Raw genomic sequence first — 26,237 nt, forward strand, 5'->3', positions numbered from 1 at the left:
CGATGAACGCAAAAGGTTCTGTTTTCAAATACCCGGATAACGTGGATACCGATGTCATCATTCCGGCCCGCCACCTGAACACCCAGGACCCCAAGGAGCTGGCCAGCCACTGCATGGAGGACATCGACAAGGACTTTGTCCGGAACGTCAGGGACGGCGATGTTATGGTGGGCGGCTGGAACTTCGGCTGCGGCTCCTCCCGTGAGCACGCCCCCGTGGCCATCAAGGCCGCGGGCATCTCGGTGGTCATTGCCAAGAGCTTTGCCCGTATCTTCTACCGCAACAGCATCAACATCGGTCTGCCCATCATGGAGTGCCCCGAGGCTGTGGATGCCATCAGCGCAGGGGATACCGTCAGCGTGGATTTTACTACCGGCCTCATCACCGATGAGACCACCGGCAAGACCTTCCAGGCGGAACCCTTCCCGCCGTTTATCCAGAAGATCATTGCCGACGGTGGCCTGATGAAGTCCATCAAAAATAAGAAGTAAGGAGCTTTCCCATGGAAAAAAACATTGCTGTCATCTGGGGCGACTGCTCCAGCCCCGAGATCGTGAAACAGACCATCCGGGTGCTTGATAAGGTGGCTGAAAAGTACGGCCACACCTTCCACTATACCGATGCCGCCATGGGCGGCGAAGCCATTGACAAATACGGCGACCCGCTGCCCCAGCACGAGCTGGACAAGTGCCTTGCGGCCGACAGTGTCCTGCTGGGTGCCGTGGGCGGCCCCAAGTGGGAGGGCCTGCCCGGTGAGCAGCGCCCGGAAAAGGGTCTGCTGCGCCTGCGCGCGGGCATGGGCCTGTACTCCAACAACCGCCCCGCCAAGATCTGGCCCCAGCTGGCCCCGGCCAGCCCCCTGAAGCCTGAGATCGTGGCACAGGGCATTGACTTCATCATCGTGCGGGAGCTGATCGGCGGCGTGTATTTCGGCAAGCACGAGACCCACACCCTTGAGAACGGCGAAAAGCAGGCCATCGACTCCATGCCCTACTCTGAGCACGAGATCGAGCGCATTGGCCGCATCGGCTTCGAGACCGCCCAGAAACGCCGCAAAAAGCTCTGCTGTGTGGATAAGGCCAACGTGCTGGATACCAGCCGCCTGTGGCGCAGTGTGATGCACCGCCTGCAGGCCGAGTACCCGGACGTGGAGTACAGCGAGATGTTCGTGGACAACTGCGCCATGCAGATCGTAAAGAACCCCGCGCAGTTCGATGTCATCGTCACTGAGAATATGTTCGGCGATATCCTGTCGGACGAGGCCTCCATGATCACCGGCTCCATCGGCATGATCCCGTCCTCCTCTCTGGGCGATGGCACCCGGGGCCTGTACGAGCCTATCCACGGCTCGGCACCCGACATTGCAGGCAGGGATATCGTCAACCCCACCGCCTGCATCCTCTCTGCCGCCATGATGCTGCGCTACTCCTTTGGCATGACTGAGGAAGCCGATGCCATTGAGAACGCTGTGAACAAGGTGCTGGACAAGGGCCTGCGCACGGCAGACAACATGAGCGAAGGCTGCACCTGCCTGGGCTGCACTGCTATGGGTGATGCGATTGTGGCCGAGATCTGATCTGAAATGAATCGCCCTCTCTGTCAGCGTGAACGCGCTGCCACCTCTCCCGAAGGGGGAGCTGGCAAGGCCTGCGGCCTTGACGGAGAGGGCATTTTCGTTCTCCCAAAAACAAAAACGCAAACTTTTTGCAAATTCCTCTTGCAATTTGCATCCGGAGCGTGTATAATCTCTCTTGCACGAAAATGCAAATTGATTGCAATTTGCTGCAATAAAGCACATTACAGTTGTTTTTGGAGTATCAAATGGAATTGTTTCTGGATGTTCTGGGCGAATCTCTGGTGGACACCGCCAAGATGCTGCCCTTCCTGTTTTTGGCCTATCTGTTCATTGAATATGTGGAGAACCGCCACGGCGAGCGCATCGAAGCCATTCTGGCGGGCGGCGGACGCTGGGGCTCTGTTCCGGCGGCGCTGCTGGGCTGTGTGCCCCAGTGCGGTTTCTCTGCCATTGCGTCCAATTTCTATGCGTCCCGGGTCATCAGCCTGGGCACGCTGATGGCCGTGTTCCTTGCCACCAGTGATGAAGCGGTCCCGCTGCTGGTCTCCATGCCTGCCTACTGGGATAAGCTGGTGCTGCTCATGGTCATCAAGGTGCTCTACGCCATTGCGGTGGGCCTGGTGCTGGATTTTGTCCTGCGGGGCGTTCTGCCCAGGAGCCTGCGGGGCGGCTATACCGGCAGCGCCGATGAGATCGACTGCCACGAGGAGCACAGCGATGAGGAGGGCAAGCCAGCCCCCATCTGGAAAGCCGCCCTTCGCCACACGCTGGAGATCTTCGTGTTCATCTTTGTGTTCAGTCTGGTGTTCGGCCTCATTGTGGAGGGCGTGGGTGAGGATGTCTTTGCCGACGCTCTGGGCCGGATGGGTTTCTTCCAGCCGGTGGTGGCCGCACTGGTGGGGCTGATCCCCAACTGTGCCGCCAGCGTCCTGCTGACCCAGCTCTATGTGGAGGGAGCCCTCCGCTTTTCCAGTCTGGTGGCGGGGCTGTGCACCGGCGCGGGCGTGGGCCTGGCCGTTCTCTGGCGGGCAAACCCCTCCTGGAAGCAGAACCTCTTTATCACCGGCCTGACCTGGGCCGCCGGTGCGGCTGTGGGTGTTGGGATACAGATCGTGGTAGCCATTTTCGGTTAAAGTAAAATATTCAGTCAAAACGCCGTTTCGGGATATCCCGTAGCGGCGTTTTGTGTTATACTAGACAGTATCAAAACGATAAACTGGCTCACCCTCTCCGTCATCGCTTGCGCGATGCCACCTCCCCCAAAGTGGGAGGTCTTGACAGTCATTGGGAAGTTTCCGATTATGTCAAAAGCTCTCCCTTTGGGAGAGCTGGACGCGAAGCGGCCTGAGAGGGTGAGGATGCTGAAATAGGAGCAACGATGCAATATAAACTTCTGGCAAGCGATTTCGACAATACCCTTGTTCCCTTTGGTGAGCCCTGCCCCCGCCCGGCGGTGGTCAAGGCCGTGAAAAAGATGCAGGCTGCAGGCGGAAAATTTGTGCTGAGCACAGGCCGCGGCTACTGCGCGATCAATAAGCAGCAGCTGGGCGGCATCCGGTTCGACTACGCCATCGCCAACAACGGGGCCTGCGTGGTGGACAGGGACGGCGCGATCATCGCCGAGCACCCGATGACCAATGAGGAAATGTACGCACTGGTGGATTTCTGCGAGGATTACAACTACCCCCTGCAGTTCAGTTTCCGGGATGGCTACTATGCCTACTGCGAATACGAGAGCCTCCGGGATTTCTACGCCCAGCTGAGCGGCAGCGGCCTGACCTGCAAGGACGGTGAGGATCAGGACCGCCATCTCATCGATATGCCCCATGCCGCCTTTGCCTGCCTGCCCGATGAGGCGCTGGAGGCGTTCAACCGGAAGTACGGCCACCTGAACCTCCGCTTTATGATGGTGGGTGCTGTGCGGGAGGGCAGCTGGCACTGCTATGATATCGTCCGGGAGGGCATTGATAAGGGAGTGGGTCTGGCTGACCTGTGTGAAACTGTGGGCCTGACGCTGGCCGATGCTGTTTCGGCGGGCGATTCCGCCAATGATGCGGGGATGCTGAAGGCGGCGGGACTGGGCTGCTGCATGGCCAACGGCTCGGATGATGCCAGGGAAGCCGCAGACCGCATCATCGGGGATGTGCGGGAGGACGGCCTTGCCGCCCTCATTGAGGAGCTGTGGTTCAACGGCCCCCGTGCGGAGTCCTCGGGCCATGAACTTGGCTCCCCCTGGGGCCAGATGGAAGCCGCGGAGGAAAAGCAGTGAGCTTTGCACCGGTCTACAACGAGCACAGCCGGGCGCTGATCCTGGGCACCTGGCCCAGCCCCAAGAGCCGGGAAATGTCCTTCTACTACGGCCACCCGCAAAACCGCTTCTGGCCCATGCTGGCGGCCCTGACCGGGGAACCTGTGCCCGCCCGGGAGGACATCGAAGCGAAAAAGCAGATCATCCTGCGCCACGGGCTGGCCCTGTGGGATACGCTGGAAAGCTGTACCATCACCGGCGCGTCGGATGCGTCCATCCGGGACGTGGTGCCCAATGATATTGCCGGTCTGCTGGCAAAAGCGCCCATTGAGGCTGTTTTTTGCAACGGGGCTACGGCATATAAGATCTATACAAAGTATCTCGAGCCGGTCAGCGGCATCCCGGCGGTCAGGCTGCCCAGCACCAGCCCCGCCAATGCCGCCTGCAGGCCGGAAAAATTACGGGAGATCTGGCAGAAAGAATTGTCGAACTGGATTCTGCCTTGAATGCCGCGCGGACTTACCCGATCTGCCAGGGGCTCCCCTATGAGGGGAGCTGGCACGCAAGCGCCTGAGAGGTTTGACATTTCGATTTCAAACCTGTAAATAATTCGTGAAACGCTTGCGCCCCGCTGGAAAAGGATTTATTATGAAAGATACAGGGGGCGCAGCTCCCGGAAAAGGAGGAACCCATGAGCAAGATCATTCGCACCCGGAAGCCCAGTGTCCTGCCGTACTACGCGGCGGCGCTGGCATTTGTGGTGCTGTGCGCTGTGCTTCCGGTCTATCGGCTGTGGGCACTGTTGGCGGCGCTGGGCGCGGCTGTGCTGGCCTTTGCCGGGGCCAAAAAGATCTGCCCGCCCCGGGTGGTGGAGACGGAAGTGCCCTTCCATACCGGTGTGGACGATGTGGATGCCATGCTGACCGAGATGCAGCAGCAGCTGGACACCCTCCATGCCCTGAACGAAGCCCTGCCGGACCCGCAGCTCTCCGCCGCCATGGCCCGGATGGAAAAGGCGGGCCGCTCCATTGTGGAAACGGTGGAAGCCACCCCCGCCAAGGCAAAGCAGGTGCGGCGGTTCGCCAATTACTATCTGCCCGATGCCGTGAACGTGCTGCAGCAGTACGCCAAGCTGGCAAAGCAGGGGGTGCGGGGCGAGAATGCCGCCTCCATCCGTGCGGAGGTGGAGCGCAATGCCGCCTCCATTGCCACGGCGTTTGAAAATCAGCTGGATGCCCTGTATGCTGCCGAGAGCATGGACCTCTCGGCAGACTTGACCGTTTTGCAGAATATGCTGAAAGGGCAGGGATTGTAACAACCCTCTCAGTCAAAGCCTGACGGCTTTGCCAGCTCCCCCGAAGGGGGAGCCCTTGGCAAACCGGTTAGAAAATAGCGCACGCCGATAGGCGGCAGGCGCTGTCGTAATTGGAAAGGATGGAATCAACAATGGCTGACAACAACACTTTGAACTTCGATCTCGATGCTCCTGCAGTGCCCACCCTGACGCTGGACCCCACCCCGGAGGCTGCGGAGGAGAAAAAGCCTGAGCCCGCCCCTGCGGCCCAGCAGCCGGAGGTGCAGCTGACCCCTGAGGAGCAGGCAATGGTGGATTCCTTTGCGGAAAAGATCGATATCACCAACAGCCAGCAGGTGCTGCAGTATGGCTCCGCCTGCCAGAAGAAGATCGGCGATTTCTCCGAGGCTGCTCTGGCCAAGGTGTCCACCAAGGATCTGGGCGAGGTGGGCGATATGATCACCAACCTCATCGGGGAGCTGAAGAGCTTTGATGCCAATGAGGAGCAGCAGAAGGGCATTCTGGGCTTCTTCAAAAAGAAGAGCAATGAGCTGGACAACCTGAAGACCAAGTACAACAAGGCCGAGACCAACGTGGAGAACATCCAGTCCATGCTGGAGGGCCATCAGGTCCAGCTGCTGAAAGACATCGCCATGCTGGATAAGATGTACGAGCTGAACATGGCTTACTTCAAGGAGCTGAGCATGTATATCCTGGCCGGCAAGAAAAAGCTGGCAGAGGTCCGTGCAAACGAGCTGCAGCAGGCTATGGACAAGGCCAAGCAGTCCGGCCTGCCCGAGGATGCTCAGGCCGCCCGCGACCTGGCAGACCAGTGCGAGCGCTTTGAGAAAAAGCTGTATGATCTGGAACTGACCCGGAACATCAGCCTGCAGATGGGCCCCCAGATCCGCCTGCTGCAGAACAACAACACCATGATGGCTGAGAAGATCCAGTCCACCATCGTCAACACCATCCCGCTGTGGAAGAACCAGATGGTGCTGGCGCTGGGTCTGGCTCACACCCAGAAGGCCATGCAGGCCGAGCGTGCCGTGACCGACATGACCAACGACCTGCTCAAGAAGAATGCCGATGCCCTCAAGATGGGCACCATCGAGACCGCCAAGGAGAGCCAGCGCGGCGTGGTGGATATCGAGACCCTGCAGCAGACCAACAAGAGCCTGATCGAGACCCTGGACGAGCTGAACAAGATCCAGACCGAGGGCCGCGCAAAGCGTGTGGCTGCCGAGCAGGAGCTGACCCGCATCGAAGACGAGCTGAAACAAAAGATGATGGAGATCCGGAGCTGAAATGGCAAACGCTGATTTTTCCAGAGAACAGAATCAAACGCCCGGCGGCTTTGACAGCGGAAGCTACCGCGAGGCAAAGCGCCCGGACAACGAGACAGTACGCCTGACCCCCTTGCAGCAGAAGCTGGCCGGGCTGGAAAAGGCGCTGCCCACTGCGATGGCAAAGCAGGGCACAGCCCTTGTGCTGAGCGTGGCGGTCATGCTGGCGGCGTTCGTGGGCTTTGGCGGTGCCAAGGTCAGGGGCAAGTATAACGAGGCCCGCCAGTGGTTCACCACCGGCGTTTCGGCCGACAACGGTTATGCCCTGAGCGAGGAGCTGACCACCCGTGCCAACACGGCGGCAAATATCATCACCACCGGCGCAAACACGCTGGGGGCTGACAGCGCCGAGGTGCAGGCCGCACAGGCTGCGCTGGATGATTTCTCTGCCTGCCTGGAAGCAGTGCAGAACGGCAGCAAAAAGCAGTCCCTGACCTCGCTGCCCTATTATCAGGGCAGTGCCATGCACGCCCTCTGTCAGGCCAATGAGGCTTTGGGCACTGTGATCGACCAGCTCTATGCAAAAATGCAGGAGCAGGCTGCTGACCCCATGAAGATGGGGGCAGTGCAGGGCCAGTACGGCCAGTTCAACAGCGCAGGCACCATCATTGGTAATCTGCAGTACAATGATGCAGTGTATGAGTATCAGAACGATGTCGGCGGTTTCCCGGCCAGTATGCTGGGCAGGCTGTTCGGCGTACAGGAGGTGGAATCCTTCGCATGAAAACGATGAAACGATTTGCCGCCCGCATCTGCGCCCTGTTCGTGGTGCTGACCGTCAGCCTGACGGCTCTGGTGCCCGCCGCCTTTGCGGCCACCAAGGCCCAGCTGCCTGATCTGTCCAGCAGTCAGTGCGTGGTGGATGATGCCAACATCCTGAGCAGCAGCACCAAAAAGGCCATTGAGAACCTGAATGCACAGCTCACCCAGCAGTGCGAGGGTGCACAGATCGGCGTATTGACTGTGGATTATACGGGAAGTTTATCCACGGAGGATTACGCCGTGCAGGCCGCCAACACCTGGGGGCTGGGCAGCTCCAGTAAAAACAACGGTGTGCTGATCCTGTTGGTCATGCAGTCCCAGCAGTACGCCGATGGCGATTATTATCTTGCCACCGGTGACGGTTTCCGCAATACCACGCTGGAAAAGCAGGCCAGCGCCATTGCCCAGACCATGGAGGATTCCTTCGCGGCGGGCGATTATGACGCGGCTGTGACCACCTGTGCCAACAATGTGGCCGGCACCATTGCCGATCTCTACGGTGTGACCCTGAGCGGGACCACCGGCACGGTCAGCAACGGCAATACGGATGGTTATAACAACGGAAATGATTACTATGAGGCCCCGGCAGCATCCTATCAATCGCCTTTCCTCACCCTTCTGGCAGTGGTGATCGTGGTGTTTGCCCTGACCTCCATCTTCGGCGGCATCCGGCGCGGCTTTGGCGGCGGCGGGTTTGGCCCCTTCTTCGGTTTCGGGCTGGGCTACGGCCTGGGCAGCAGACGGCGGCGCAGACCTCCGTATGATGATTGGGGCCCCGGCGGCCCCCGTGGCCCGCGCGGGCCCAGATCGCCCCGCGGCGGCGGGCCGCGTCCTCCCCGTGGGGGCGGCGGCTTTGGCGGTGGTTCCTTTGGCGGCATGGGCGGCGGGCGCTCCGGCGGCAGCTTTGGCGGGGGCGGCAGCTTCCACGCAGGCGGCGGCTCCTTCCATGGCGGCGGCGGTGGCCGCGGGCGGTAAAAATACCCAACAACAAAAAACACCTGCAACCGATGCTGGCTGCAGGTGTTTTGTTGTTTATCAGAAAATCTTACTTCGTGCCGTAGATGCGGTCGCCGGCATCGCCCAGGCCGGGAACGATGTAGCCGTTCTCGTTCAGGTGGTCGTCCTTAGCGCCCAGGTAGATGTCAACATCGGGGTGAGCCTTGTGCAGGGCCTCAATGCCTTCCGGAGCGGCGATCAGACCGATGAACTTGATGCGCTTTGCGCCATGCTTCTTGATCTGGGTGATGGCATCAATGGCGCTGCCGCCGGTTGCCAGCATGGGGTCCAGAACCAGAACGTCACGCTCGGCGATATCCTGGGGCAGCTTGCAGAAGTATTCCACGGGCTGCAGGGTCTCCTCGTTGCGGTACAGGCCGATGAAGCCGACCTTGGCAGCAGGCAGCAGGGTCAGCATACCGTCCAGCATACCCATGCCTGCACGCAGGATGGGCACCAGAGCCAGCTTGCGGCCTGCCAGCACCTTGGTCTTTGCCATGGTGATGGGGGTCTCGATCTCGACCTCCTCCATGGGCAGGTCACGGGTGGCTTCGTAGCACAGCAGGGTTGCGATCTCGCCGACCAGATCACGGAACTCCTTGGTACCGGTCTGCTTGTTGCGCAGGATGCTCAGCTTGTGCTGCAGCAGGGGATGCTCAACGATCATAGGGGTCATAAATACACGCTCCTTTTTATGTTTATCGGGTTTCGATTGCCATCAGTTTTGCAATGCGCTTTTCGTGGCGGCCGCCCTCAAACGGGGTGTTCAGGAACAGATCCACCAGCTGGCAGGCAAGGCCGGGGCCGACAACACGGCCGCCCATGCACAGGGCGTTGGCATCGTTGTGGCGGCGGGTGTACTCGCAGCTGAAGCTGTCGGAGCAGCAGCAGGCGCGGATGCCCTTGACCTTGTTGGCGGCCATGCTGATGCCGACACCGGTGCCGCAGAACAGCAGGGCTTTGTCGCACTGGCCGCTGACCACAGCGTCACAGGCAGGCAGTGCCATATCGGGGTAATCCACGCTGGCAGTGCTGTGGGTGCCAAAGTCGATATACTCCAGCCCCAGCTCGTCCAGATGAGCCTTGACGGCTTCCTTCAGTTCAAAACCGCCATGGTCGGCGGCAAGCGCAATGGGTTTTGCCATGAGAAATTTCAATCCTTTCCATTTTCCGTATCGTTGTTCCGGGCAGCGGCCTCGGCAGCAAGGCGCTCGGCGCGTTCCCGCTCGGCCTGGCTCAGGCGGTGATAATCCGGCAGCAGGGCCTCGGGCAGAACGGCCTCGCCCCGCTGGGCCATCTGCCTGGCCACCAGTGCCACGGCAGCGGCCCGGCCGCCCCGCAGCTCCGGCGGAACAGTGAGCACGCCCGGAACGTTGCTGTATTTATTATAGCACAGAGATGCGCCATCACCAACAAAAAACAGGGGCTTTTTGCAATTTTCTACAAATTGGGCAAGGTCAGCCACAGCCCGGGCATCATCATCCAGCAGGCGGGTGTGGGTGGCCAGGTCAAAAGCGGCGCTGTACACCTGGGCACGGCGGGCATCCAGTGCGCAGAGCACGGTGCCCTCGCCGGTGTGGGCAGCGGCCAGCGCTTCCAGTGTGGAGACCGGGGCGCAGAGGGTCTCGCGGGGGAAAGCCAGCCCCTTGACGGCGGCCAGCCCGATGCGCAGGCCGGTAAAGCTGCCGGGGCCTGCGTTCACACCGAACAGGTCGATGTCTGCACAGGTCAGGCCGCACAGCTTCAGGCAGTGATCCACCAGCGGCATCAGGGTCTCGCTGTGGGTCATGCCGCCGTCCAGATAGCACTCGTACTTCAGGCGGTCGTCCTGCAGCAGGGCCACGCCCAGCGTCTTTCCGGCGGTGTCTACGGCTAAGATATTCATACGCTGACCCCCTCGATGGTGATACGGCGGGTGGTGTCATCCACCCGGTCGATGTTGATGTAGATCGGGTCTTCCGGGGCCAGCAGGTCGGCGAAGTTTTCGCTCCACTCAGCGGCCACAATGGCACCCTGATCCAGATAATCGTAAAAACCGGCGGCGCACAGGTCGTTCTCGGTGGAAATGCGGTAGAGGTCGAAGTGGGCCAGCGGACGGGGGCCGCGGTAATAGTTGACGATGGCAAAGGTGGGGCTGCTGACCGGGTCGGTGCAGCCCAGTCCCTCGGCCAGGCCCTCACAAAAGGCGGTCTTGCCCGCGCCCAGACCGCCGGTGAAGGCAATCAAGGCCCCGTCCGGCAGCACTGCCGCCAGCTTCCGGCCCAGCGCAACGGTCTCTTCTCTGGAATGTGTAATATATTCAGCCATACAATGCTCCTTCATCTTGAAGCTTGAACTTTCCCGTTTTGCCAGCTGTCTGCGAAGCAGACTGAGAGGTAAATCAAAAGGGATGACAGAAGCTTCTGCCATCCCCCAGTATAATATAAATCGAGCAAAAGTGCAACGCTCAAGCGGCCTGCTGTACTTCCTGCGGGGCAGGTGCCGCGTTCGGTTCGATCAGCCGGACCCCAACATCGCCGAACAGCAGCGGGTAAGCTGCCGCCGCATGGGGACGCTTGCCGCCCTGCGCGTTGTACCAGACCAGATCATCCGCACCATAGGTATCCATGGAGTGCTGAACGGATTCCTGCAGGGTCTGGCCCAGGATCAGGTGGTTGACGGTATCCCACAGCATACTGCGGGAATACACGGTGTAGACATTGTTCACATAGCCTGCCACTGCTTTGGCACCACCGGCCAGCAGGGCATCGGCCATGGAGGTATCCAGACTGCCGCTCACGCCAAGGAACTCACAGGTCTCGGAGAGCACTACGGTGTCCTTGAGCTGGCCGCCCCGGTATGCCGCCCGGAAAAAGCTGGGCGTGATGCAGTACAGACCGTTGATCTTGATGACCCGGTGGGTCAGCAGATCAATGCCGTAGTAGAGGTCTTTGTAGAAATCCGATTCCTCCGTCAGCAGGATGACCGGCTCGGTACGGGTCTGCTTGAACAGAAAACCGGAGGTGTAGGTGTAGTAGGAGCCGTGGGCGCTGAGGATGCACAGCCCGTAATCGTTCATCCGTTTCAGGTCAGAGACGGTGACCGTGCTATCGATTCGGGTGTGCAGGCCCATCGCAGTCCAGAAGCCCTTCATATAGGAGTAGTACGGGTAGCGGGAGCTATTCACGGTGTTGTCAAAGGCGTAGTAGATCATGGCGCTGCCCAGATCACCCTGCGGGGCGTTGGACATTTCGTGCAGATCCACAGCGGGCAGTTCGGAGAGGGCGAAGGGAGTATTCTCTTCGTCCGGATCCTCCACCAGAATGCCACCCAGCGCGCCGCAGCTGTACGCAAAGCTGACCATGCCGTTTTCTTCGTCCACATGGAGAGAGCGCGCCGAAACAAGCCCTTCCTCGGCCAGCTGCTGCAGCTGTGCCACGGCGGCATCCAGCCGCTGGGCACGGGTCATCTCAGCGTAAGCGTCGCTGCCGGTCAGGGCGGTCACGGCGCTGTCGGCCTGCTGCATCTCCTGAGCATCGGCAGTGGTCAGCGTGGTCTGGGCCGCGGTGTCGGCTGCCTGTGCGGCAAAGGCAGAGGCAGGGAAGAGTGCGGAAATAAAAACAGCCAGTGCGCAGAGCGCGCACAGAAAGCGATGAGAATTTGTTTTCATCTTGGAAGTTCCTCCGGAAAAATCCTGCCGAAAAAGCAGGTCTCCAGCTTCCATTTTAGAAGGTGGAGGGGGCTTTGTCAAGGCTGCGGCAAATATTTTGCAGAGTTGTCACAGGATGAAAAGATCTGTGGAAAAAACTTCCGCAATCTTGCGCAAAAAAGGACGGTGCGGTATACTTATATTACATAATGGAGCAGTGTACGCCCTCTCCGGCATTGCTGGCGGGCGAAGCGAGCCTGAGAGGGCGATCCAATAAAAGAAAGAGGTGTTTTCGGTTGGAAAACATTCGGCGCTACTTCAGGCGCACCGATAAAACTTACCTGCTGCTGTGCATCTTCAGCAGCGTGATGGCTGTGACAGCGCTTTCGAGCTGGGCAGCCAAGCAGGGCAATGGCTTTGCCGTGGATGAGATCACAGGCCAGATCACCGGTCTGGGCGATTACCGCCGGGCGGCGGTGCAGGCGGGTGCAGCCCTCATCGGGCTGGTCATTGCGGTGCTGCTGTCCAATATCGATTACCGCAGCCTGGTGAAGGTGTGGCCGGTGCACGTGGCCCTGACCTGGGGCATGGTGCTGCCCACGCTGGTGCTGCGCAATGTGAGCATCGGCCCGCTGACCATCGGCTATAACGCGGGTGATACCGACAACTATTCCTGGTACAAGCTGGGGGGCTTTACCCTGCAGCCCACGGAGCTGGCCAAGATCAGCTTTATCCTGACCTTTGCCATGCACCTGAACAATGTGCGCACCCGGCTCAACGAGCCAAAGGAGCTGGGCAAGCTGCTGCTGCATCTGGCCGTGCCCATCCTTATCATCCATGTTCAGGGCGATGACGGCACCGCCATCATCTATGCCATCATCGGTTGCTGCATGATGTTTGCGGCGGGCCTGAGCTGGAAGTATATCCTGGGGGCGGTCTCGGCGGCGGCAGTGGCTATGGCGACGGCGTTCGCCTTTTTCAGCGATAAGATCGGCAAGGGATACCAGTGGTACCGCATCCTTGCCGTCATCGATCCCGATAACAAGACCGGCTGGGCCCCCAGCGAGACCATCTGGAAGAACATCATCTACCAGCAGCAGCGCGGCGAGATCGCGCTTGGTTCGGGAGGCATCTTTGGCAACGGGCTGTTTGGCGGCAGTTATTACAGCGTGCCCAACGCCCACAACGATTTCATCCTGAGCTGGATCGGCAACGCTGCGGGCTTTGTGGGCTGCTGTGTGGTGCTGGGCGTGCTGTTTGCACTGGTCATCAAGACCTTCCTCACCGGTGCCCGCAGCGAGGATCTGCTGGGAACCTTCATTTGCGCCGGCATCGGCGGCGCTCTGCTGGCCCAGATCGCCGTGAACGTGGGCATGAACCTGCGCGTCCTGCCCGTGATCGGTGTCACCCTGCCGTTCTATTCGGCGGGCGGCAGCTCGGTGCTGATGCTGTACATCTGTGTGGGCCTGGTGCTCTCGGTCTATACCCATAATACCAAAAAGCTGTTCGGCTGAGCCGGAACAGAACGCGGCCCCGGAAAGTAGAAAAACTCTCCGGGGCCGCTTTTGTGTGTCAGCCAAGGGTGTTGCGCAGCTTGTTGGCAAGCCGTTTCAGCAGATCTGCTTCCGTGTAAGCCCGCAGGTATTCCACATCCAGCGCACTGCCCTCCGAAGCAGGGGTGTTCTGAATGTTCAGAAAACGCAGGTCAGGAGAATGGGCAAGGATCTGTTTGCAGAACTTTGTGGTGACCCTGGTGTGATTTGTCAGGTTTAGACAGACCAGCTCGGGCAGCTGGGACAGGGGCGAATAATCAATTTCTTTGTAAAGCCCGCTTTGCCCGACCCCGAGGCCGAGATCAAGAACGGCAAGATTGGTCTGAGCCAGCGGCTCCAGACTGGGAACTGCTGTGCCGGAGCTGAGGGAAAGCGACCGCAGTGCAGGGAGTTTGGTGACCGGTTCCAGCGAAACGATCCTGTCGTTTGAAGAGAGGATCAGCGATTCCAACTGGTCCAGACCTTCCAGAGGTGTCAGGTCGAGGGTGCCGCATTCGGTCAGGGAGAGTTGTATCAGCTGGGACAGGTGAGAAAGCGGCTCCAACGTTTCGGGCCGTGCCCCGTTCATGCTGAAGCGTTCGAGATGGGACAGCTCTTCAACGCCGGAAAAGTCCGTGAACGCCTGATTGGCCGTCGGCGAGGTGGAATAGGAAAAGGTTTGCAGGCTGTCGAAATACTGCAGATCGTGCAGAGAGGCCAGCGCAGGAAGCGGACTTTCTTTTCCGACTGCCGATATCTCCTGTTCCAGCGTGGCATCTCCCTGCTGGGCGGTTACGGTCACGATGGTGGTCGTGCCCGAATCGCCCTCAAACATGGTTCGTTCGGTAATAGTCAGCGTGTTGAGATTCCAGACATCGCTGCGGCTGATGGTGCCCTCCGGGCGGTTCAACAGGAGCCGGACAGCGGCCTCTGTTCCGGCATCCTCCCAGACAATGGGAGCGTCCTCACTGTGTTTGACTTCTATGGTGGAAAGCGGTGTTTCCAGCGAAGCAAGATATTCTTTCAGAGCGGTATCATATTCCGTTTGAGGGTTGGAAATGGTGGATGCTTTGGAAAGCGAAAGGTAGTCAGAACAGCCGCAAAACAGGAACACACAGGCAGTGATGAGAGCAAAGATGTGAGAGCGGCTTTTCATACCGTTCCCTCCTTTCATGGAAACGAACAATGCGGAATAAGAGCCATTGCACTCTCTTTCGGTTTTGGAGGAAAATACCATTCCATTCTGATTTTATTGTAATGGACGATGGGAGGTGCGTCAAGAAAAGAAGGAACCGTTTCCGATGGGAGAACCGCTGAAATTTGAGGGAGAATTTTGGTGGAGTTGACAGTTTTCACCCGCAAAAGACGGCGTGTGTGGAATTTGCCCTTGACCCCGGGGCGTTCCGTGTTACAATATTTCCGGTGCAGCCTGTCTGTTTGGGCTGCGGAACACAAAAAAGGAGTATTGAACGGTAAATTTTATGGATACGAACGCGGAATCTTCCATGCGGAACAAGATCGTTGAATATGTCAAGCAGTATGCATTGATCACGCTGAGCATTTCCATCATGTCGGTGGGTGTGTACTTTTTCAAATTCCCCAACAACTTTGTCTTTGGCGGCGTGACCGGTATGGCGGCGCTGGCGGCCAAGCTCACCCCGCTGTCGGCTTCGGCCTTTTCCTCGGCGGCCAACATGATCCTGCTGGGTGTGGGCCTGATCTTTCTGGGCAAAAAGTTTGCCATGACCACCGGCTATGCCACTGTGGTCATGTCGCTGGAGCTGATGGCGCTGGAAAAGATCTGCCCCCTGCGCGGCCCCTTGAGCAACCAGCCCATGCTCGACCTGCTGTTTGCCATTGCCCTGCCGGCCATTGCGTCGGCTCTGCTGTTCAATGTGGGCGCTTCCTCCGGCGGCACGGATGTCATTGCCCTCATCGTGGAAAAGTATACCCACATCCACAACGTGGCAGTGGCGCTGTTCCTGACCGACCTGTTCATGGTCATTGCGGCCTGCTTCGTGTTCGACCTGTACACCGCCCTCTATTCCTTTGTGGGTCTGACCGTGAAATCGCTGGTCATTGATGCCGTGCTGGAAAAGATCAAGATGTGCAAGGCCATCCTCATCGTCTGCGACGACAGGAAACCCATCTGTGATTTTGTCATGCGCAAGCTGATGCGCGGCGCAACCTATACGCCCTGCTTCGGCGCATATACCGACAAGCCCCACTACATCATCTACACCACCCTGACCCGCCGCGAGGCCGACCAGCTGCAGGATTTTATCCACAAGCAGCACCTGAACGCATTCATGTCCATGCTGAGCACCACTGAGGTGTTCGGCAAGGGCTTCAACCACGCATAAGGAGGAACGTATGGTACAGGTCGATCTCATCACCGGGTTTCTGGGTGCGGGCAAGACAACGTTCCTGCGCAGATATGCTGCGTATCTGACCGCACAGGGGCATCATGTCTGCATTCTGGAAAATGACTTTGGCGCTGTGAACGTGGATGCCATGCTGGTGCAGGATCTGCTGGGGGAACGCTGCGAGATCGAGACCATCAGCGGCGGGTGTGATTGTGATACCCACCAGCGCCGGATGCGCACCAAGCTCATCTCAATGGCCATGCGCGGGTTCGACCGGGTGGTGGTGGAGCCCAGCGGCATTTTTGATGTGGACGAGTTTTTTGATGTCCTGCGGGATGAGCCGCTGGATCGGTGGTATACACTGGGCAATGTGTTTGCCGTTGTGGATGCCCTGCTGCCCGAGACGCTTTCCCCGCAGGCAGAGTACATTCTGGCATCGGAAGCCGCCAGCGCCGGACGCATCCTGCTCTCCCGCAGTCAGCTGGCCACCCAGGCCCAGCGGGAAAGCGCCATCGACCACCTGAAGCGTGCCCTTGCGGCCTGCAAGTGCAGCCGTACCCTGACGGAAAAAGATTTTCTGATCAAGGACTGGGCCGACCTGGAGGATGCGGATCTTGCGGCGCTGGATGCCTGTGGCTATCAGCATGCTGACTGCGAAAAGCTCTGCTTTGATGCGCACGATGCATTCGGTTCGGCGTATTTCCTCGAGCTGGGCCTGCCCCGGCAGCAGCTGGAAGCGCGCATTCCCAGCCTGTTCACGGATGCCGCCTGCGGCCGGGTGCTGCGGGTCAAGGGCTTTGTGCAGGATGCCGCCGGCTGGGTGGAGCTGAATGCCACCGCCGACGGCCTGACCGCAGCCCCCATTCCGGCAGGGCAGGAGGTGCTCATCGTCATCGGCGAAGGGCTGGACAAGGAACGGATCGAAGCTGTTTTGCGGAACTGAGGGAGCGTGCGGGAAACACAGAAAAACACCGCTTTGCGGTGCATCGGCCCGGCAGATCGCGGCGCATGGGTGTGCGCTCTCTGCCGGGCCCTTTTCTTTTCCACAGTTTTTCCGGCAAAATGCAACAATCCTTGTCAGATATTGCTGTTGCGCCTCCGGAGGTTTTGGGCTATAATTTTGACTTAGCTGTTAGACAAGGGGGATTTTTTTACGAATTATCTGTTTCAATTTGCGCGTATCCTCGCGTTTTGCTTTCTGGGGGAAGTATGTCATGCTGTGCTGCCGCTGCCGGTTCCGGCCAGTGTGTACGGGCTTGTGCTGTTGCTGCTGGCCCTGAACTTCCGGCTGATCCAGCTGGAGGATGTAAAAGAGGTGGGCGTGTTTCTCACCGGTATCTTCCCGCTGCTCTTTGTGCCCGCCGCCGCAGGCGTGATGGAGCTTTGGGCGGAGATGGGGGAGATGCTGCTGCCCATCATCATCGCCATCATCCCGGTCACGGTTCTGGTCATGGTGACCGCCGGAAAGACCACCCAGGCTTTGAGCAGCCGCAAAAAGAGCAAGGAGGCTGCTGCCAATGATGGAATTGCTGAATGAGTTCCTTTCGGGCTCTGTTGCCTGGGGTGTGCTGCTGACACTGGCCGCCTTTGCACTGGGAGCCCTTGTGAACAGAGTGACCGGAAAGGCATTTTTTAACCCGCTGCTGCTGGGTGCGATCTTTGTGATCGTTTTCCTGTCGGTATGCGGCATCCCCTATGCCGACTACAAGGTCAGCGCCGCCCCGGTGAACTATCTGTTGCTGCCCGCCACCGTGGCGCTGGCCATCCCGCTGTATGAAAAGCTCGACCTGCTCAAGGCAAACGCCGCCGCCATCATTGCGGGCATCTCGGTGGGCACGCTGGTCAGCCTGGGCAGCGCGCTGGCACTGGCTCTGGCGCTGCACCTGACCCAGGAGCAGTACGCCACCCTGCTGCCCAAATCCGTGACCACCGCCATCAGCATGGATGTAGCTGCAGAGCTGGGCGGCATTGCAGCTCTGACCGGTGCCATCGTCATCCTGACGGGCATTGTGGGCAACCTGCTGGCCGAGACGGTCTGCAAGGCGTTTCACATCACCGACCCCATTGCCAAAGGTGTGGGCATTGGCACCTCGGCCCATGCCGTGGGCACCAGCAAGGCCCTGCAGATGGGTGAGGTGGAAGGTGCCATGAGCGGCCTGTCCATCGCCGTGGCCGGTGTGCTGACCGCAGTGCTCTGCCCGGTGTTCGTAAGCCTTATTGATTGATCGCATAAAAACACCCCTCTCCGCTGTGCGGCCGCACGGACGGAGAGGGGTGTTTTTATGCGTTCTCTTTTTTCAGAACTCTGGTCACCATGAACACACAGTAGAGCAGTGCCAGACCCCAGGCAATGGGGTTGGCAATGCAGATGCCGAAGTAGCCCAGACTATGAACGGCCAGCCAGCCGCAGAGCGCGCGGCCGATGAGCTCGCCCACACCGGAGATAACGGCCTGCACACTGTATCCCAGACCCTGCAGGGTGTTGCGGAAGACCATCAGCAGGCCGTTGATGCAGAACAGCACGCTGATCACGGTCAGGTATTCCACAGCACCGGAAGTCACGGCAGGGTCGGCATCGCCCAGAACAAGGCCCACGGCCCAGCCCTTGACGAAGAAGAGCACCACCCAGGCAGCCGCGCAGTAGCACAGCTGGAGGATGCAGCCATCCCGGATGCCCTGCCTGACGCGGTCAGTGCGGTGGGCACCGTGGTTCTGGCCGACATAAGTTGCCATAGCCGTGCCCACGCTTGCCATGGGCACGGTGAACATCTGGCGAATCTTCTCACCGGCGGTCTGGGCGGCCACGGCGGTGCTGCCCAGCAGGTTGATGGCATCCTGCATGATGAAGGCACCGATGGCAGAAACGGAATACTCAAAGCCCATCGGAAGGCCGATATAGGCCAGCCGCCCGCAGTGCCCCGCCGAGAGGACACAGTTTTCCCGGGTGAAATGGATGCCCTCCACCCGGGTGAAGAACCACCAGGTGCAAAGCAGGCCGCTGAACAGCTGGCTGACAACGGTGGCGATGGCTGCGCCCTCCACGCCCATACCCAGCGGTACGATGAACAGCCAGTCCAGCCCGATGTTCAGGAAACTGGAGATTAGCAGGAAATAGAATGGGTGCTGGGAATCGCCCAGACTGTTCAGGACGGTGGAGGTGTAGTTGAACAGCACCGTGGCCGGAATGCCGAGGAAGATGATGCGGATGTAGGCCACCGCGTCCGGGAACAGCTCGGCCGGGGTGTGGATGAGCTGCAGCAGCGGGGCAGCAGTGAGGGTGGTGACGATGGTGAACACCACGCTCAGGACCACGCAGAGGACCGCGCCGTTGAACAGATACTTGTGCATATCCTCGCTGTCCCTTGCACCAAAGCTCTGGGCCACCGGGATGCCAAAACCCGTGCAGGAACCCAGCACAAAGCCTAAAATGAGAAAATTCAGAGAGTAGGTGGTGCCCACCGCGCCCAGTGCATCGGTGCCCAGACAGCGCCCCACAATGACGGTGTCCACAAAGCTGTACAGCTGCTGGAACAGGGTGCCCAGCACCAGCGGCAGGGCAAATTTCAGGATCTGGGGCAGCGGCCTGCCCACCGTGAGGTCGGTGGTGCCGGAACCCTTTTTGGTTTTTTCCATAAGTTTTACATGCTCCCTCCGGGTTTGATCTGCCACTAAGGATATCATGGCATCCGCTCCCGGTGTTAGAATTATTTTATGGAAAACCCGGATAAATTCTGTTTTTTCTTACCAAAGGGGCAGGGCACTGACTTCATCCCGAAGCTCCAGTGCCTGGGTGTGGGTCAGCTTTTTGGCGCGCTCCATCCGCTCCACCACCACAAGAGCGCGCCTGCGGGCCAGCTCCCCGTTGGCGGCGTAGACCGAGGGCGCATTGGGCAGGCCGGCCAGCACTACACATTCGGCGCGGGTCAGCTCCCGGGTGGGTTTGCCAAAGTAGCCCTGCGCAGCCTGCGCCACGCCGGACCACTGGCTGCCGAAGTAGCAGCTGCCTGCGTACATCTCAAAGATCTGCTGCTTGGAGTAGTAATCCTCGATGTCCCTGGCGGCAAACATCTCCGCTGCCTTGCGGGCCATCTGCTTTTCCTGGGTGAACAGCTCGTTCTTGGCCAGCTGCTGGGTCAGGGTGCTGCCGCCCTCGGCCAGAGAGCGGGTGCGCAGGTCGGCGCAGAGCGCCCGGACAATGGCCGCCGGGTCGATGCCGTGGTGCCTTTCAAACCGGCTGTCCTCCACGGAAATGACCGCGTCGATATAGGTCTGGGGCAGCTGGTCACAGCTGGCAAAGCCGGGCCGGGAGCTGATCTCATCATAGAGGCCGGCAATGGGCTTTTGCGCCGCTGTGGCGCGGTAGAGCCGCCAGCCCTGCACACCCAGTGTTCCGCCAATGACCACCAATACAAACAGCGCCGCCAGCAGCAGGCAGCTGAGCAGCCGCTTTACAAAACGTTTCAGCATCTTCACGTTCCCCTTCGGTTTTGATTCAACGTTATCCTACCCGATTTGACGACAGAATGCAAGTTACATTTTTGTGAATACGGCTGCACAAGAAAAAAGCGCCCTGCCGGGGCGAACCGGCAGGGCGCTTTTACGAGTTATGGAAAGGGGATGCAGAGACGCTGCTTACAGAGCGAAGTAACGCTTTGCGTTGTCGAAGCAGATGCCCTTGATGATCTTCTCCAGAGCCTTCTCATCGTTGGGATACTCGCCATCCTCGACCCACTGGCCGATCAGGTTGCACAGGATGCGGCGGAAGTAGTCGTGGCGGGTGTAGCTCAGGAAGCTGCGGCTATCGGTCAGCATACCAACAAAGTTGCCCAGCAGGCCCAGGTTTGCCAGGCTCTTCATCTGGTTCTCCATGCCGATCTTCTGATCGTTGAACCACCAGCCGGAGCCGTGCTGGATCTTGCCGGGGATCTCATCATTCTGGAAGCAGCCCAGAATGGTGCCGATCTGCTCGTTGTCAGCAGGGTTCAGGCTGTAGATGATGGTCTTGGGGCACTCATCGGTGTCGTTCAGGGCGCTCAGCAGAGCAGCGATCTCGCCGCCGCACTTGGCAGTGTTGATCATGTCGAAACCGGTATCGGGTCCCAGCAGGGCGTTCATCTTACGGTTGACACCGCGCAGGCAGTTGTAGTGCATCTGCATGGCGATGTTCAGGCGGTGATACTGCTTGCCCAGGTGGATCAGGATGTAGGTCTGGTACTTCTCAGTCTCTTCAGCGGTCACGGTCTCACCGGCCATAACCTTCTGGTAGATGGCGTTGACCTCCTCCTTGGTGGCCTCACGGTAGGGCACATAGTCCAGGCCGTGGTCAGATGCGCGGCAGCCCATCTCGGCAAAGAACTCGATGCGCTGGGTCAGAGCGTCGGTGACGCAGTTGATGCACTCCAGCTTTTCCTTGCCGACGGCCTGAGCCAGCTTGCCCATGTACTCCACGAAGCCGGGCTTCTGGATGTTGAGGGCCTTGTCGGGGCGGAAGGAGGGAGCAACGGTGAATTTGATGGAAGGATCTTCCTTGATCTTCTTGTGCCATGCCAGATCATCGATGGGGTCGTCGGTGGTGCCGATGAAAGCAACATTGGACTGCTCGATCAGGCCGCGGACAGTCATGCTGTCGTCGTGCTGCAGCTTGTCGTTGCACAGGTTCCAGACTTCCTCAGCGGTGTCGCCGTTCAGCACACCCTGATAGCCGAAGTACTTGCGCAGCTCCAGGTGGCACCAGTGGTACATGGGGTTGCCAACGCACATGGGCAGAGCCTCGGCAAACTTCTGGAAACGCTCACGGTCGGGCTTGGTGCCGGTGATGTACTCCTCGGGTACGCCGTTGGAACGCATCACGCGCCACTTGTAGTGGTCGCCTGCCAGAGAGCCGTCGGGCTGGCGGCCGCCCAGCCACACCTGAGCGATGTTCTCAAAGCGGCGGTTCTCGTAGATCTCCTTCGGGGAGATATGGCAGTGATAGTCGCAGATGGGCATATCAGCAGCGTAGGTGTGATACAGATGCTGAGCCACAGGAGACTGGAGCATGAATTCCTTGTCCATAAATGCTTTCATGGGTCGAAAACTCCTTTTCATTCTAATGTACTAATATATCACTATGGGGTACCTTTAACAGCGCCCAAGCAGAGCGTGTTAAGCCTATCTTTAGTATAGCGGAAAACGATAATGTATACAACTGAAAAACTGACAAATTTTCAGACTTTTCCTTGTAAAAAACGCTGGAATTTATAAAAATAGCCTGTTTTGGGCCAAAAATCTGGCAAAAAACACTTGACTTCTTTGTATACAACAGCATACAATAGAGACAGAGTGCGGGGCACAAATGGGTGCCCCGGAGAGAAGCAAAGCAAGCTAAAAGGAGAACACGTGATATGGAAACTTTGAATTACAAGGTTCTGTCTGAGACCGGCTACAACGGCTACATCCTCAAGGATGCCCCTGTCAAGGTCATGCAGTTTGGCGAGGGGAACTTCCTGCGCGCATTCGTGGACTATTTCTATGATATCGCCAACGAGAAGGCTGGCTACAACGGCAAGGTCAAGCTGGTGCAGCCCATCGGCAACTTCCCCCAGATGGCTGACTGGATCAACGAGCAGGAGGGCCTGTACACCCTGTATCTGCGCGGCAGCGAAAAGGGCCAGAAGGTGGATGCAAAGCGTGTGATCTCCTGCGTGTCTGACTGTGTCTGCCCCTACATCGATGGCAAGTGGGATGAAGTGCTGGCTCTGGCCCGCTCTGAGGATCTGGAAACGGTTGTATCCAACACCACCGAGGCCGGCATCGCTTACACCCAGGGCGACAGCGCGTTCGATCAGGTTCCCCCCAACAGCTTCCCCGCAAAGCTGACCCGCGTGCTGTACGAGCGCTACAAGGCATTCAACGGTGCTGCGGATAAGGGTCTGGTCATCCTGAGCTGCGAGCTGATCGACAACAACGGCAAGGAGCTGAAGAAGTGCTGCAACAACTACGCCAAGGATTGGAATCTGGAAGCTGAGTTCATTGACTGGATGAACAATGCCAACACCTTCTGCTCCACTCTGGTGGACCGCATCGTTCCGGGCCGCATCCGCGACCCCAAGGAGCTGGCTGCCATGGAAGAGGCCAACGGCTACCACGATCAGGTGCTGGATGTCGGCGAGGTCTTCGGCGTGTGGGTCATCGAGGGCCCTGCAGGTCTGGAGGACAAGCTGCCGTTCAAGAAGGCCGGTGTCAACGTTATGGTCGTGCCTGATGTTACCCCCTACAAGAAGCGCAAGGTCCGCATCCTGAATGGTGCACACACCGGCTTTGTTCTGGGCGCATATCTGGCTGGCTTCGACATCGTCCGTGACTGCATGCACAACGATACTGTCCGCGGCTTTATGAACAAGATGCTGCATGAGGAGATCATCCCCACCCTGCCTCTGGACAAGAAGGATCTGGAAGAGTTTGCTTCCGCCGTTGAGGACCGCTTCAACAACCCCTTCGTCAACCACGAGCTGATGAGCATCTCCCTGAACTCCACCTCCAAGTGGAAGGCCCGCAACATGCCTTCCTTCCTGGCTTACATCGAGGAGCAGAAGCAGCTGCCCAAGTGCCTGACCATGAGCCTGGCTGCTTACATTGCCTTCTACTCCAATGATATCCAGGAGCGCACTGCCGACGGCCTGATCTGCAAGCGCCCCGCAGGCAACACCTACAAGATCCAGGATGACGCATGGGCACTGGACTTCTACTATGCACACAAGGACGACACCGACGCTCAGCTGGTGCACGCCGTTCTGACCAACACCCAGATGTGGGATCAGGATCTGACCAAGATCGAGGGCCTGGAGGCCGCTGTTCTGGCTGATCTGGAGCTGATCCGCACCCAGGGTGCCGAAGCTGCCTACAAGAGCTGCCTGTAAGCTGGAATATCACCTGCACAACAAGGGGCTGCTGCTTTGGGCAGCGGCCTCCTTGTGCTTTGTAAATGTCATTAAGGAGAATAACTATGCCGCAGGCGATTCATATCAGCCCCATTGACAACGTGGTGGTTGCACTGCACCCCATTGCCAAGGGCACTCTGGTGGAGGTGGACGGCCTTGCCGTGACCGCGCTGGAGGATATCCCTCAGGGCCACAAGATGGCAGTAAAGCCCATCAAGAACGGTGAAAATGTCATCAAGTACGGGTTCCCCATCGGTCATGCCACCGCCGATGCCGAGCCGGGCACCTGGATGCACACCCACAATGTCCACACCAACCTGTCCGGTGAGGTGGAGTACAGCTATCACCCCGCCCCCGACCTGGCCCCCCTGCCCAAGGTGGAGCCTGAGACCTTTATGGGCTTCCGCCGCAAGGATGGCCGTGCCGCCATCCGCAACGAGATCTGGATCATTCCCACGGTTGGCTGTGTCAACGACATCGCCAAGAAGATGGTGAACGACAACCAGGATCTGGTCACCGGCTCCATTGAGGGCCTGTACACCTTTACCCATCCGTTTGGCTGCAGCCAGACCGGCCACGACCATGCACAGACCCGCAAGCTGCTGGCCGCGCTGGTCCGCCACCCCAATGCCGCCGCTGTTCTGGTGCTGCATCTGGGCTGCGAAAACCTGCAGCACGATCAGTTCGTGGAAGAGCTGGGCGAGTATGACCACGACCGTGTCAAGTTCCTGACCTGTCAGGATGTGGACGACGAGTTCACCGCCGCCCGTGAGATCCTGAAGGAGCTGGCTGCTTACGCCGGTCAGTTCAAGCGTGAGCCTATCCCTGTGAGCGAGCTGGTGGTGGGCATGAAGTGCGGCGGCTCGGACGGCCTGTCCGGCATCACCGCCAACCCCACCATTGGCCGCTTCTCCGATATGATGGGCCAGCGCGGAGGCTCCACCGTCCTGACCGAGGTGCCCGAGATGTTCGGTGCCGAGGGCTTCCTGATGGACCGCTGCATCAACAAGGAGGTATTCGTCAAGGCCGAGCACATGATCAACGGTTTCAAGGAATACTTCATCAGCCACAACGAGGTGGTTTACGACAACCCCTCTCCGGGCAACAAGCAGGGCGGCATCACCACCCTGGAGGACAAGAGCTGCGGCTGTGTCCAGAAGGGTGGCACCGCCCCCATCATGGATGTCATCGGCTACGGTGACCCCGTGGTGACCAAGGGCCTGAACATGCTCTACGGCCCCGGCAACGATCTGGTGTCCGCAACGGCCATGACCGCCGCAGGCGCTCACCTGATCCTCTTCTCCACCGGCCGCGGCACCCCGTTCTCTGCCCCGGCTCCCACCCTGAAGATCTCTACCAACACCCCGCTGGCCGAGAAGAAGTCCGGCTGGATCGACTTCAACACCGGTGTTATCGCGGACGGTGAAAAGACCATCGACGAGGCCGCCCACGACCTGCTGGATCTGGTCATCCGCGTTGCAGGCGGTGAGCAGACCAAGGCCGAGAAGCACGGCTTCCGCGAGATCTCCATCTTCAAGGATGGCGTTGTTCTTTAATTGAAAAATGGCTGCTGTGCGTGCTTTTTGCGCGTACGGCGGCCTTTTTGTATCAAATGATATGGAGGTACAACTTATGAACCAGATCACCACCCAGTACGTCACCGAGGGCGGCGCATGCTTTGAGCAGTATGTCATCACCGACCCCGTGGCAAAAACTGCCCTGACCATCACCCCCGAGCGCGGCGGCATGGTCACCGGCTTTACCCTGGACGGCGACGAGTACATCTGGACCCGCCGCCCCAACTTCAGCGAGTGCAACCGCCCCCGCTTCGGCATCCCTGTGCTGTTCCCCAACTGCGGCAAGCCCGACAACGGCGTGCACATCTTCAACGGCCAGGCCTATCCCATGGAGATCCACGGCATGGCTGACCTGTGCCCCTGGGAAGTGGAGAGCGTCGGCCCCGACGGCGTGACCCTGATCCTGGAGTCCAGCCCCCTGACCAAGTTCCTCTACCCCTTCGATTTTACTGTCCTGATGAACTACAACCTGCAGGGCAACACCGCTTCCCTGAGCATGACTGTGATCAATGAGGGCGATGTTCCGATGCCCTTCAGCTTTGGTTATCATCCCTATTTTGTGGCCTCTGCTCTGGAGAATGTGGACTTTGACATCAAGTGTGCCACCTGCTCCGAGGATGCCAAGGGTGAGCAGCCTGCCGCACCTGAGAAGATCACCCTGACCCGCAAGGAAGGCTCTGACAACTCCATCCGTCTGATGACCGGTGTGGAGTTCCCCATGACCTTTACGGATAAGGGCAACGGCCACAAGGTCACCGTGGATGCTGACGAGAGCTTTACCAACGGTGTGCTGTGGCAGCAGGATGCCGAAAACTTCGTCTGCATGGAGCCCTGGAACGGCTGGGCCAACAGCGTGAACGAAGAGGGCAAGCACGAGGTGCTGGAGCCCGATGAGGCTATGACCAGCGAGTGGACCATCACCATTGAGAAGGTCTAAGACCCCGCTGCGGAACCTTTGATACGCAAAAAACTCCCCTGCATTCCGGTAAAATG

At 59.1% G+C, this 26,237-nt stretch carries 26 protein-coding genes; 17 read left to right on the forward strand and 9 right to left on the reverse strand.

What is annotated here, in order from left to right; all coding sequences use genetic code 11:
• Nucleotides 1–2 precede the first annotated feature (2 nt).
• The 9 genes from leuD to D3F01_RS03900 all read left to right on the forward strand — a co-directional run bounded on the left by leuD (nt 3) and on the right by D3F01_RS03900 (nt 8,201).
• A complete protein-coding gene (leuD, locus tag D3F01_RS03860; protein WP_097770461.1) occupies nt 3–491 on the forward strand; it encodes a 3-isopropylmalate dehydratase small subunit in 489 nt (162 codons plus the stop codon).
• 11 nt (nt 492–502) lie between these two features.
• A complete protein-coding gene (leuB, locus tag D3F01_RS03865; RefSeq protein WP_242885984.1) occupies nt 503–1,576 on the forward strand; it encodes a 3-isopropylmalate dehydrogenase in 1,074 nt (357 codons plus the stop codon).
• A 245-nt stretch (nt 1,577–1,821) separates the two neighbouring features.
• Nucleotides 1,822–2,709 carry a putative manganese transporter gene (locus tag D3F01_RS03870; RefSeq protein WP_097773501.1) on the forward strand — a complete coding sequence of 296 codons (888 nt, stop codon included), beginning with the start codon at nt 1,822–1,824 and terminating at the stop codon, nt 2,707–2,709.
• 245 nt (nt 2,710–2,954) lie between these two features.
• Complete coding sequence (locus D3F01_RS03875) at nt 2,955–3,845, forward strand: HAD family hydrolase (protein WP_242885985.1); 891 nt, start codon at nt 2,955–2,957, stop codon at nt 3,843–3,845.
• Nucleotides 3,842–4,330, forward strand: coding sequence for a DNA-deoxyinosine glycosylase (locus D3F01_RS03880; RefSeq protein ID WP_098924614.1), 489 nt, complete (start codon nt 3,842–3,844; stop codon nt 4,328–4,330). Before D3F01_RS03875 ends, D3F01_RS03880 begins: the two co-directional genes overlap by 4 nt.
• Nucleotides 4,331–4,515: 185 nt before the next feature.
• The gene (locus D3F01_RS03885; RefSeq protein WP_097773504.1) at nt 4,516–5,139 is read left to right on the forward strand and encodes a 5-bromo-4-chloroindolyl phosphate hydrolysis family protein; all 624 of its coding nucleotides are present in this window, start codon (nt 4,516–4,518) and stop codon (nt 5,137–5,139) included.
• Nucleotides 5,140–5,270: 131 nt separating this feature from the next.
• The gene (locus tag D3F01_RS03890; protein WP_242885986.1) at nt 5,271–6,425 is read left to right on the forward strand and encodes a toxic anion resistance protein; all 1,155 of its coding nucleotides are present in this window, start codon (nt 5,271–5,273) and stop codon (nt 6,423–6,425) included.
• Nucleotide 6,426: 1 nt separating this feature from the next.
• A complete protein-coding gene (locus tag D3F01_RS03895) occupies nt 6,427–7,188 on the forward strand; it encodes a LemA (RefSeq protein WP_242885987.1) in 762 nt (253 codons plus the stop codon).
• Nucleotides 7,185–8,201: a TPM domain-containing protein gene (locus D3F01_RS03900; RefSeq protein ID WP_242885988.1), complete on the forward strand. Its 1,017-nt coding sequence runs from the start codon at nt 7,185–7,187 to the stop codon at nt 8,199–8,201. Before D3F01_RS03895 ends, D3F01_RS03900 begins: the two co-directional genes overlap by 4 nt.
• Before the next feature lie 70 nt (nt 8,202–8,271).
• Here D3F01_RS03900 and upp read toward each other — a convergent pair whose 3' ends face one another.
• From upp to D3F01_RS03925, 5 genes are all read right to left on the reverse strand, one after another.
• Nucleotides 8,272–8,898 carry a uracil phosphoribosyltransferase gene (gene upp / locus D3F01_RS03905; protein WP_035393712.1) on the reverse strand — a complete coding sequence of 209 codons (627 nt, stop codon included), beginning with the start codon at nt 8,896–8,898 and terminating at the stop codon, nt 8,272–8,274.
• Between the two features lie 22 nt (nt 8,899–8,920).
• Complete coding sequence (gene rpiB, locus D3F01_RS03910; protein WP_005931511.1) at nt 8,921–9,367, reverse strand: ribose 5-phosphate isomerase B; 447 nt, start codon at nt 9,365–9,367, stop codon at nt 8,921–8,923.
• 8 nt (nt 9,368–9,375) lie between these two features.
• Entirely contained in the window at nt 9,376–10,107 is a 732-nt protein-coding gene (gene tsaB / locus D3F01_RS03915; RefSeq protein WP_242885990.1) for a tRNA (adenosine(37)-N6)-threonylcarbamoyltransferase complex dimerization subunit type 1 TsaB, read from the reverse strand.
• Nucleotides 10,104–10,529, reverse strand: a complete 426-nt coding sequence (gene tsaE, locus D3F01_RS03920) for a tRNA (adenosine(37)-N6)-threonylcarbamoyltransferase complex ATPase subunit type 1 TsaE (protein ID WP_035393710.1) — start codon at nt 10,527–10,529, stop codon at nt 10,104–10,106. Before tsaE ends, tsaB begins: the two co-directional genes overlap by 4 nt.
• Nucleotides 10,530–10,668: 139 nt before the next feature.
• The gene (locus D3F01_RS03925; RefSeq protein ID WP_242885992.1) at nt 10,669–11,871 is read right to left on the reverse strand and encodes a hypothetical protein; all 1,203 of its coding nucleotides are present in this window, start codon (nt 11,869–11,871) and stop codon (nt 10,669–10,671) included.
• 275 nt (nt 11,872–12,146) lie between these two features.
• On the opposite strand from D3F01_RS03925, the gene D3F01_RS03930 reads away from it, so the two are divergent.
• The gene (locus D3F01_RS03930; protein ID WP_242885994.1) at nt 12,147–13,364 is read left to right on the forward strand and encodes an FtsW/RodA/SpoVE family cell cycle protein; all 1,218 of its coding nucleotides are present in this window, start codon (nt 12,147–12,149) and stop codon (nt 13,362–13,364) included.
• Nucleotides 13,365–13,422: 58 nt separating this feature from the next.
• Here the strand turns inward: D3F01_RS03930 and D3F01_RS03935 are convergent, their stop codons facing one another.
• Nucleotides 13,423–14,538, reverse strand: coding sequence for a hypothetical protein (locus tag D3F01_RS03935; RefSeq protein ID WP_242885996.1), 1,116 nt, complete (start codon nt 14,536–14,538; stop codon nt 13,423–13,425).
• 325 nt (nt 14,539–14,863) lie between these two features.
• On the opposite strand from D3F01_RS03935, the gene D3F01_RS03940 reads away from it, so the two are divergent.
• The 4 genes from D3F01_RS03940 to D3F01_RS03955 all read left to right on the forward strand — a co-directional run bounded on the left by D3F01_RS03940 (nt 14,864) and on the right by D3F01_RS03955 (nt 17,973).
• A complete protein-coding gene (locus D3F01_RS03940; protein ID WP_154276738.1) occupies nt 14,864–15,745 on the forward strand; it encodes a YitT family protein in 882 nt (293 codons plus the stop codon).
• 10 nt (nt 15,746–15,755) lie between these two features.
• On the forward strand, nt 15,756–16,691 hold the full coding sequence (locus D3F01_RS03945) for a GTP-binding protein (RefSeq protein ID WP_242885997.1): 936 nt from the start codon (nt 15,756–15,758) through the stop codon (nt 16,689–16,691).
• Nucleotides 16,692–16,967: 276 nt separating this feature from the next.
• Nucleotides 16,968–17,285, forward strand: a complete 318-nt coding sequence (locus tag D3F01_RS03950; protein WP_242885998.1) for a CidA/LrgA family protein — start codon at nt 16,968–16,970, stop codon at nt 17,283–17,285.
• Nucleotides 17,266–17,973, forward strand: a complete 708-nt coding sequence (locus D3F01_RS03955) for an LrgB family protein (RefSeq protein WP_186850867.1) — start codon at nt 17,266–17,268, stop codon at nt 17,971–17,973. Before D3F01_RS03950 ends, D3F01_RS03955 begins: the two co-directional genes overlap by 20 nt.
• A 55-nt stretch (nt 17,974–18,028) precedes the next feature.
• Here the strand turns inward: D3F01_RS03955 and D3F01_RS03960 are convergent, their stop codons facing one another.
• The 3 genes from D3F01_RS03960 to uxaC all read right to left on the reverse strand — a co-directional run bounded on the left by D3F01_RS03960 (nt 18,029) and on the right by uxaC (nt 21,814).
• On the reverse strand, nt 18,029–19,381 hold the full coding sequence (locus tag D3F01_RS03960; protein WP_117504556.1) for an MATE family efflux transporter: 1,353 nt from the start codon (nt 19,379–19,381) through the stop codon (nt 18,029–18,031).
• 108 nt (nt 19,382–19,489) lie between these two features.
• Nucleotides 19,490–20,215, reverse strand: a complete 726-nt coding sequence (locus D3F01_RS03965) for a biosynthetic peptidoglycan transglycosylase (RefSeq protein WP_242885999.1) — start codon at nt 20,213–20,215, stop codon at nt 19,490–19,492.
• A gap of 165 nt (nt 20,216–20,380) precedes the next feature.
• The gene (gene uxaC, locus D3F01_RS03970) at nt 20,381–21,814 is read right to left on the reverse strand and encodes a glucuronate isomerase (protein ID WP_242886000.1); all 1,434 of its coding nucleotides are present in this window, start codon (nt 21,812–21,814) and stop codon (nt 20,381–20,383) included.
• Nucleotides 21,815–22,131: 317 nt separating this feature from the next.
• Here uxaC and D3F01_RS03975 point away from each other — a divergent pair, with 317 nt between their 5' ends.
• The 3 genes from D3F01_RS03975 to D3F01_RS03985 all read left to right on the forward strand — a co-directional run bounded on the left by D3F01_RS03975 (nt 22,132) and on the right by D3F01_RS03985 (nt 26,181).
• Nucleotides 22,132–23,646 (forward strand): tagaturonate reductase, encoded by a 1,515-nt coding sequence (locus D3F01_RS03975; RefSeq protein ID WP_097770441.1) that lies wholly within the window; start codon nt 22,132–22,134, stop codon nt 23,644–23,646.
• Between the two features lie 86 nt (nt 23,647–23,732).
• Nucleotides 23,733–25,223: an altronate dehydratase family protein gene (locus tag D3F01_RS03980; protein WP_097770440.1), complete on the forward strand. Its 1,491-nt coding sequence runs from the start codon at nt 23,733–23,735 to the stop codon at nt 25,221–25,223.
• A gap of 76 nt (nt 25,224–25,299) precedes the next feature.
• Nucleotides 25,300–26,181, forward strand: coding sequence for an aldose epimerase (locus D3F01_RS03985; protein WP_117475961.1), 882 nt, complete (start codon nt 25,300–25,302; stop codon nt 26,179–26,181).
• The last annotated feature ends 56 nt before the right edge of the window (nt 26,182–26,237 follow it).

Origin of the sequence: Faecalibacterium sp. BCRC 81149 (assembly GCF_022750605.1) — a bacterium.
Lineage (GTDB): Bacteria > Bacillota > Clostridia > Oscillospirales > Ruminococcaceae > Faecalibacterium > Faecalibacterium duncaniae.

Coding starts and splice junctions, on each gene's coding strand:
- leuD (WP_097770461.1), top strand. CDS start 3: ATGAACGCAAAAGGTTCTGTTTTCAAATACCCGGATAACGTGGATACC.
- leuB (WP_242885984.1), top strand. CDS start 503: ATGGAAAAAAACATTGCTGTCATCTGGGGCGACTGCTCCAGCCCCGAG.
- D3F01_RS03870 (WP_097773501.1), top strand. CDS start 1,822: ATGGAATTGTTTCTGGATGTTCTGGGCGAATCTCTGGTGGACACCGCC.
- D3F01_RS03875 (WP_242885985.1), top strand. CDS start 2,955: ATGCAATATAAACTTCTGGCAAGCGATTTCGACAATACCCTTGTTCCC.
- D3F01_RS03885 (WP_097773504.1), top strand. CDS start 4,516: ATGAGCAAGATCATTCGCACCCGGAAGCCCAGTGTCCTGCCGTACTAC.
- D3F01_RS03890 (WP_242885986.1), top strand. CDS start 5,271: ATGGCTGACAACAACACTTTGAACTTCGATCTCGATGCTCCTGCAGTG.
- D3F01_RS03895 (WP_242885987.1), top strand. CDS start 6,427: ATGGCAAACGCTGATTTTTCCAGAGAACAGAATCAAACGCCCGGCGGC.
- D3F01_RS03900 (WP_242885988.1), top strand. CDS start 7,185: ATGAAAACGATGAAACGATTTGCCGCCCGCATCTGCGCCCTGTTCGTG.
- upp (WP_035393712.1), bottom strand. CDS start 8,898: ATGACCCCTATGATCGTTGAGCATCCCCTGCTGCAGCACAAGCTGAGC.
- rpiB (WP_005931511.1), bottom strand. CDS start 9,367: ATGGCAAAACCCATTGCGCTTGCCGCCGACCATGGCGGTTTTGAACTG.
- tsaB (WP_242885990.1), bottom strand. CDS start 10,107: ATGAATATCTTAGCCGTAGACACCGCCGGAAAGACGCTGGGCGTGGCC.
- tsaE (WP_035393710.1), bottom strand. CDS start 10,529: ATGGCTGAATATATTACACATTCCAGAGAAGAGACCGTTGCGCTGGGC.
- D3F01_RS03925 (WP_242885992.1), bottom strand. CDS start 11,871: ATGAAAACAAATTCTCATCGCTTTCTGTGCGCGCTCTGCGCACTGGCT.
- D3F01_RS03935 (WP_242885996.1), bottom strand. CDS start 14,538: ATGAAAAGCCGCTCTCACATCTTTGCTCTCATCACTGCCTGTGTGTTC.
- D3F01_RS03940 (WP_154276738.1), top strand. CDS start 14,864: ATGGATACGAACGCGGAATCTTCCATGCGGAACAAGATCGTTGAATAT.
- D3F01_RS03945 (WP_242885997.1), top strand. CDS start 15,756: ATGGTACAGGTCGATCTCATCACCGGGTTTCTGGGTGCGGGCAAGACA.
- D3F01_RS03955 (WP_186850867.1), top strand. CDS start 17,266: ATGATGGAATTGCTGAATGAGTTCCTTTCGGGCTCTGTTGCCTGGGGT.
- D3F01_RS03960 (WP_117504556.1), bottom strand. CDS start 19,381: ATGGAAAAAACCAAAAAGGGTTCCGGCACCACCGACCTCACGGTGGGC.
- D3F01_RS03965 (WP_242885999.1), bottom strand. CDS start 20,215: ATGCTGAAACGTTTTGTAAAGCGGCTGCTCAGCTGCCTGCTGCTGGCG.
- uxaC (WP_242886000.1), bottom strand. CDS start 21,814: ATGAAAGCATTTATGGACAAGGAATTCATGCTCCAGTCTCCTGTGGCT.
- D3F01_RS03975 (WP_097770441.1), top strand. CDS start 22,132: ATGGAAACTTTGAATTACAAGGTTCTGTCTGAGACCGGCTACAACGGC.
- D3F01_RS03980 (WP_097770440.1), top strand. CDS start 23,733: ATGCCGCAGGCGATTCATATCAGCCCCATTGACAACGTGGTGGTTGCA.
- D3F01_RS03985 (WP_117475961.1), top strand. CDS start 25,300: ATGAACCAGATCACCACCCAGTACGTCACCGAGGGCGGCGCATGCTTT.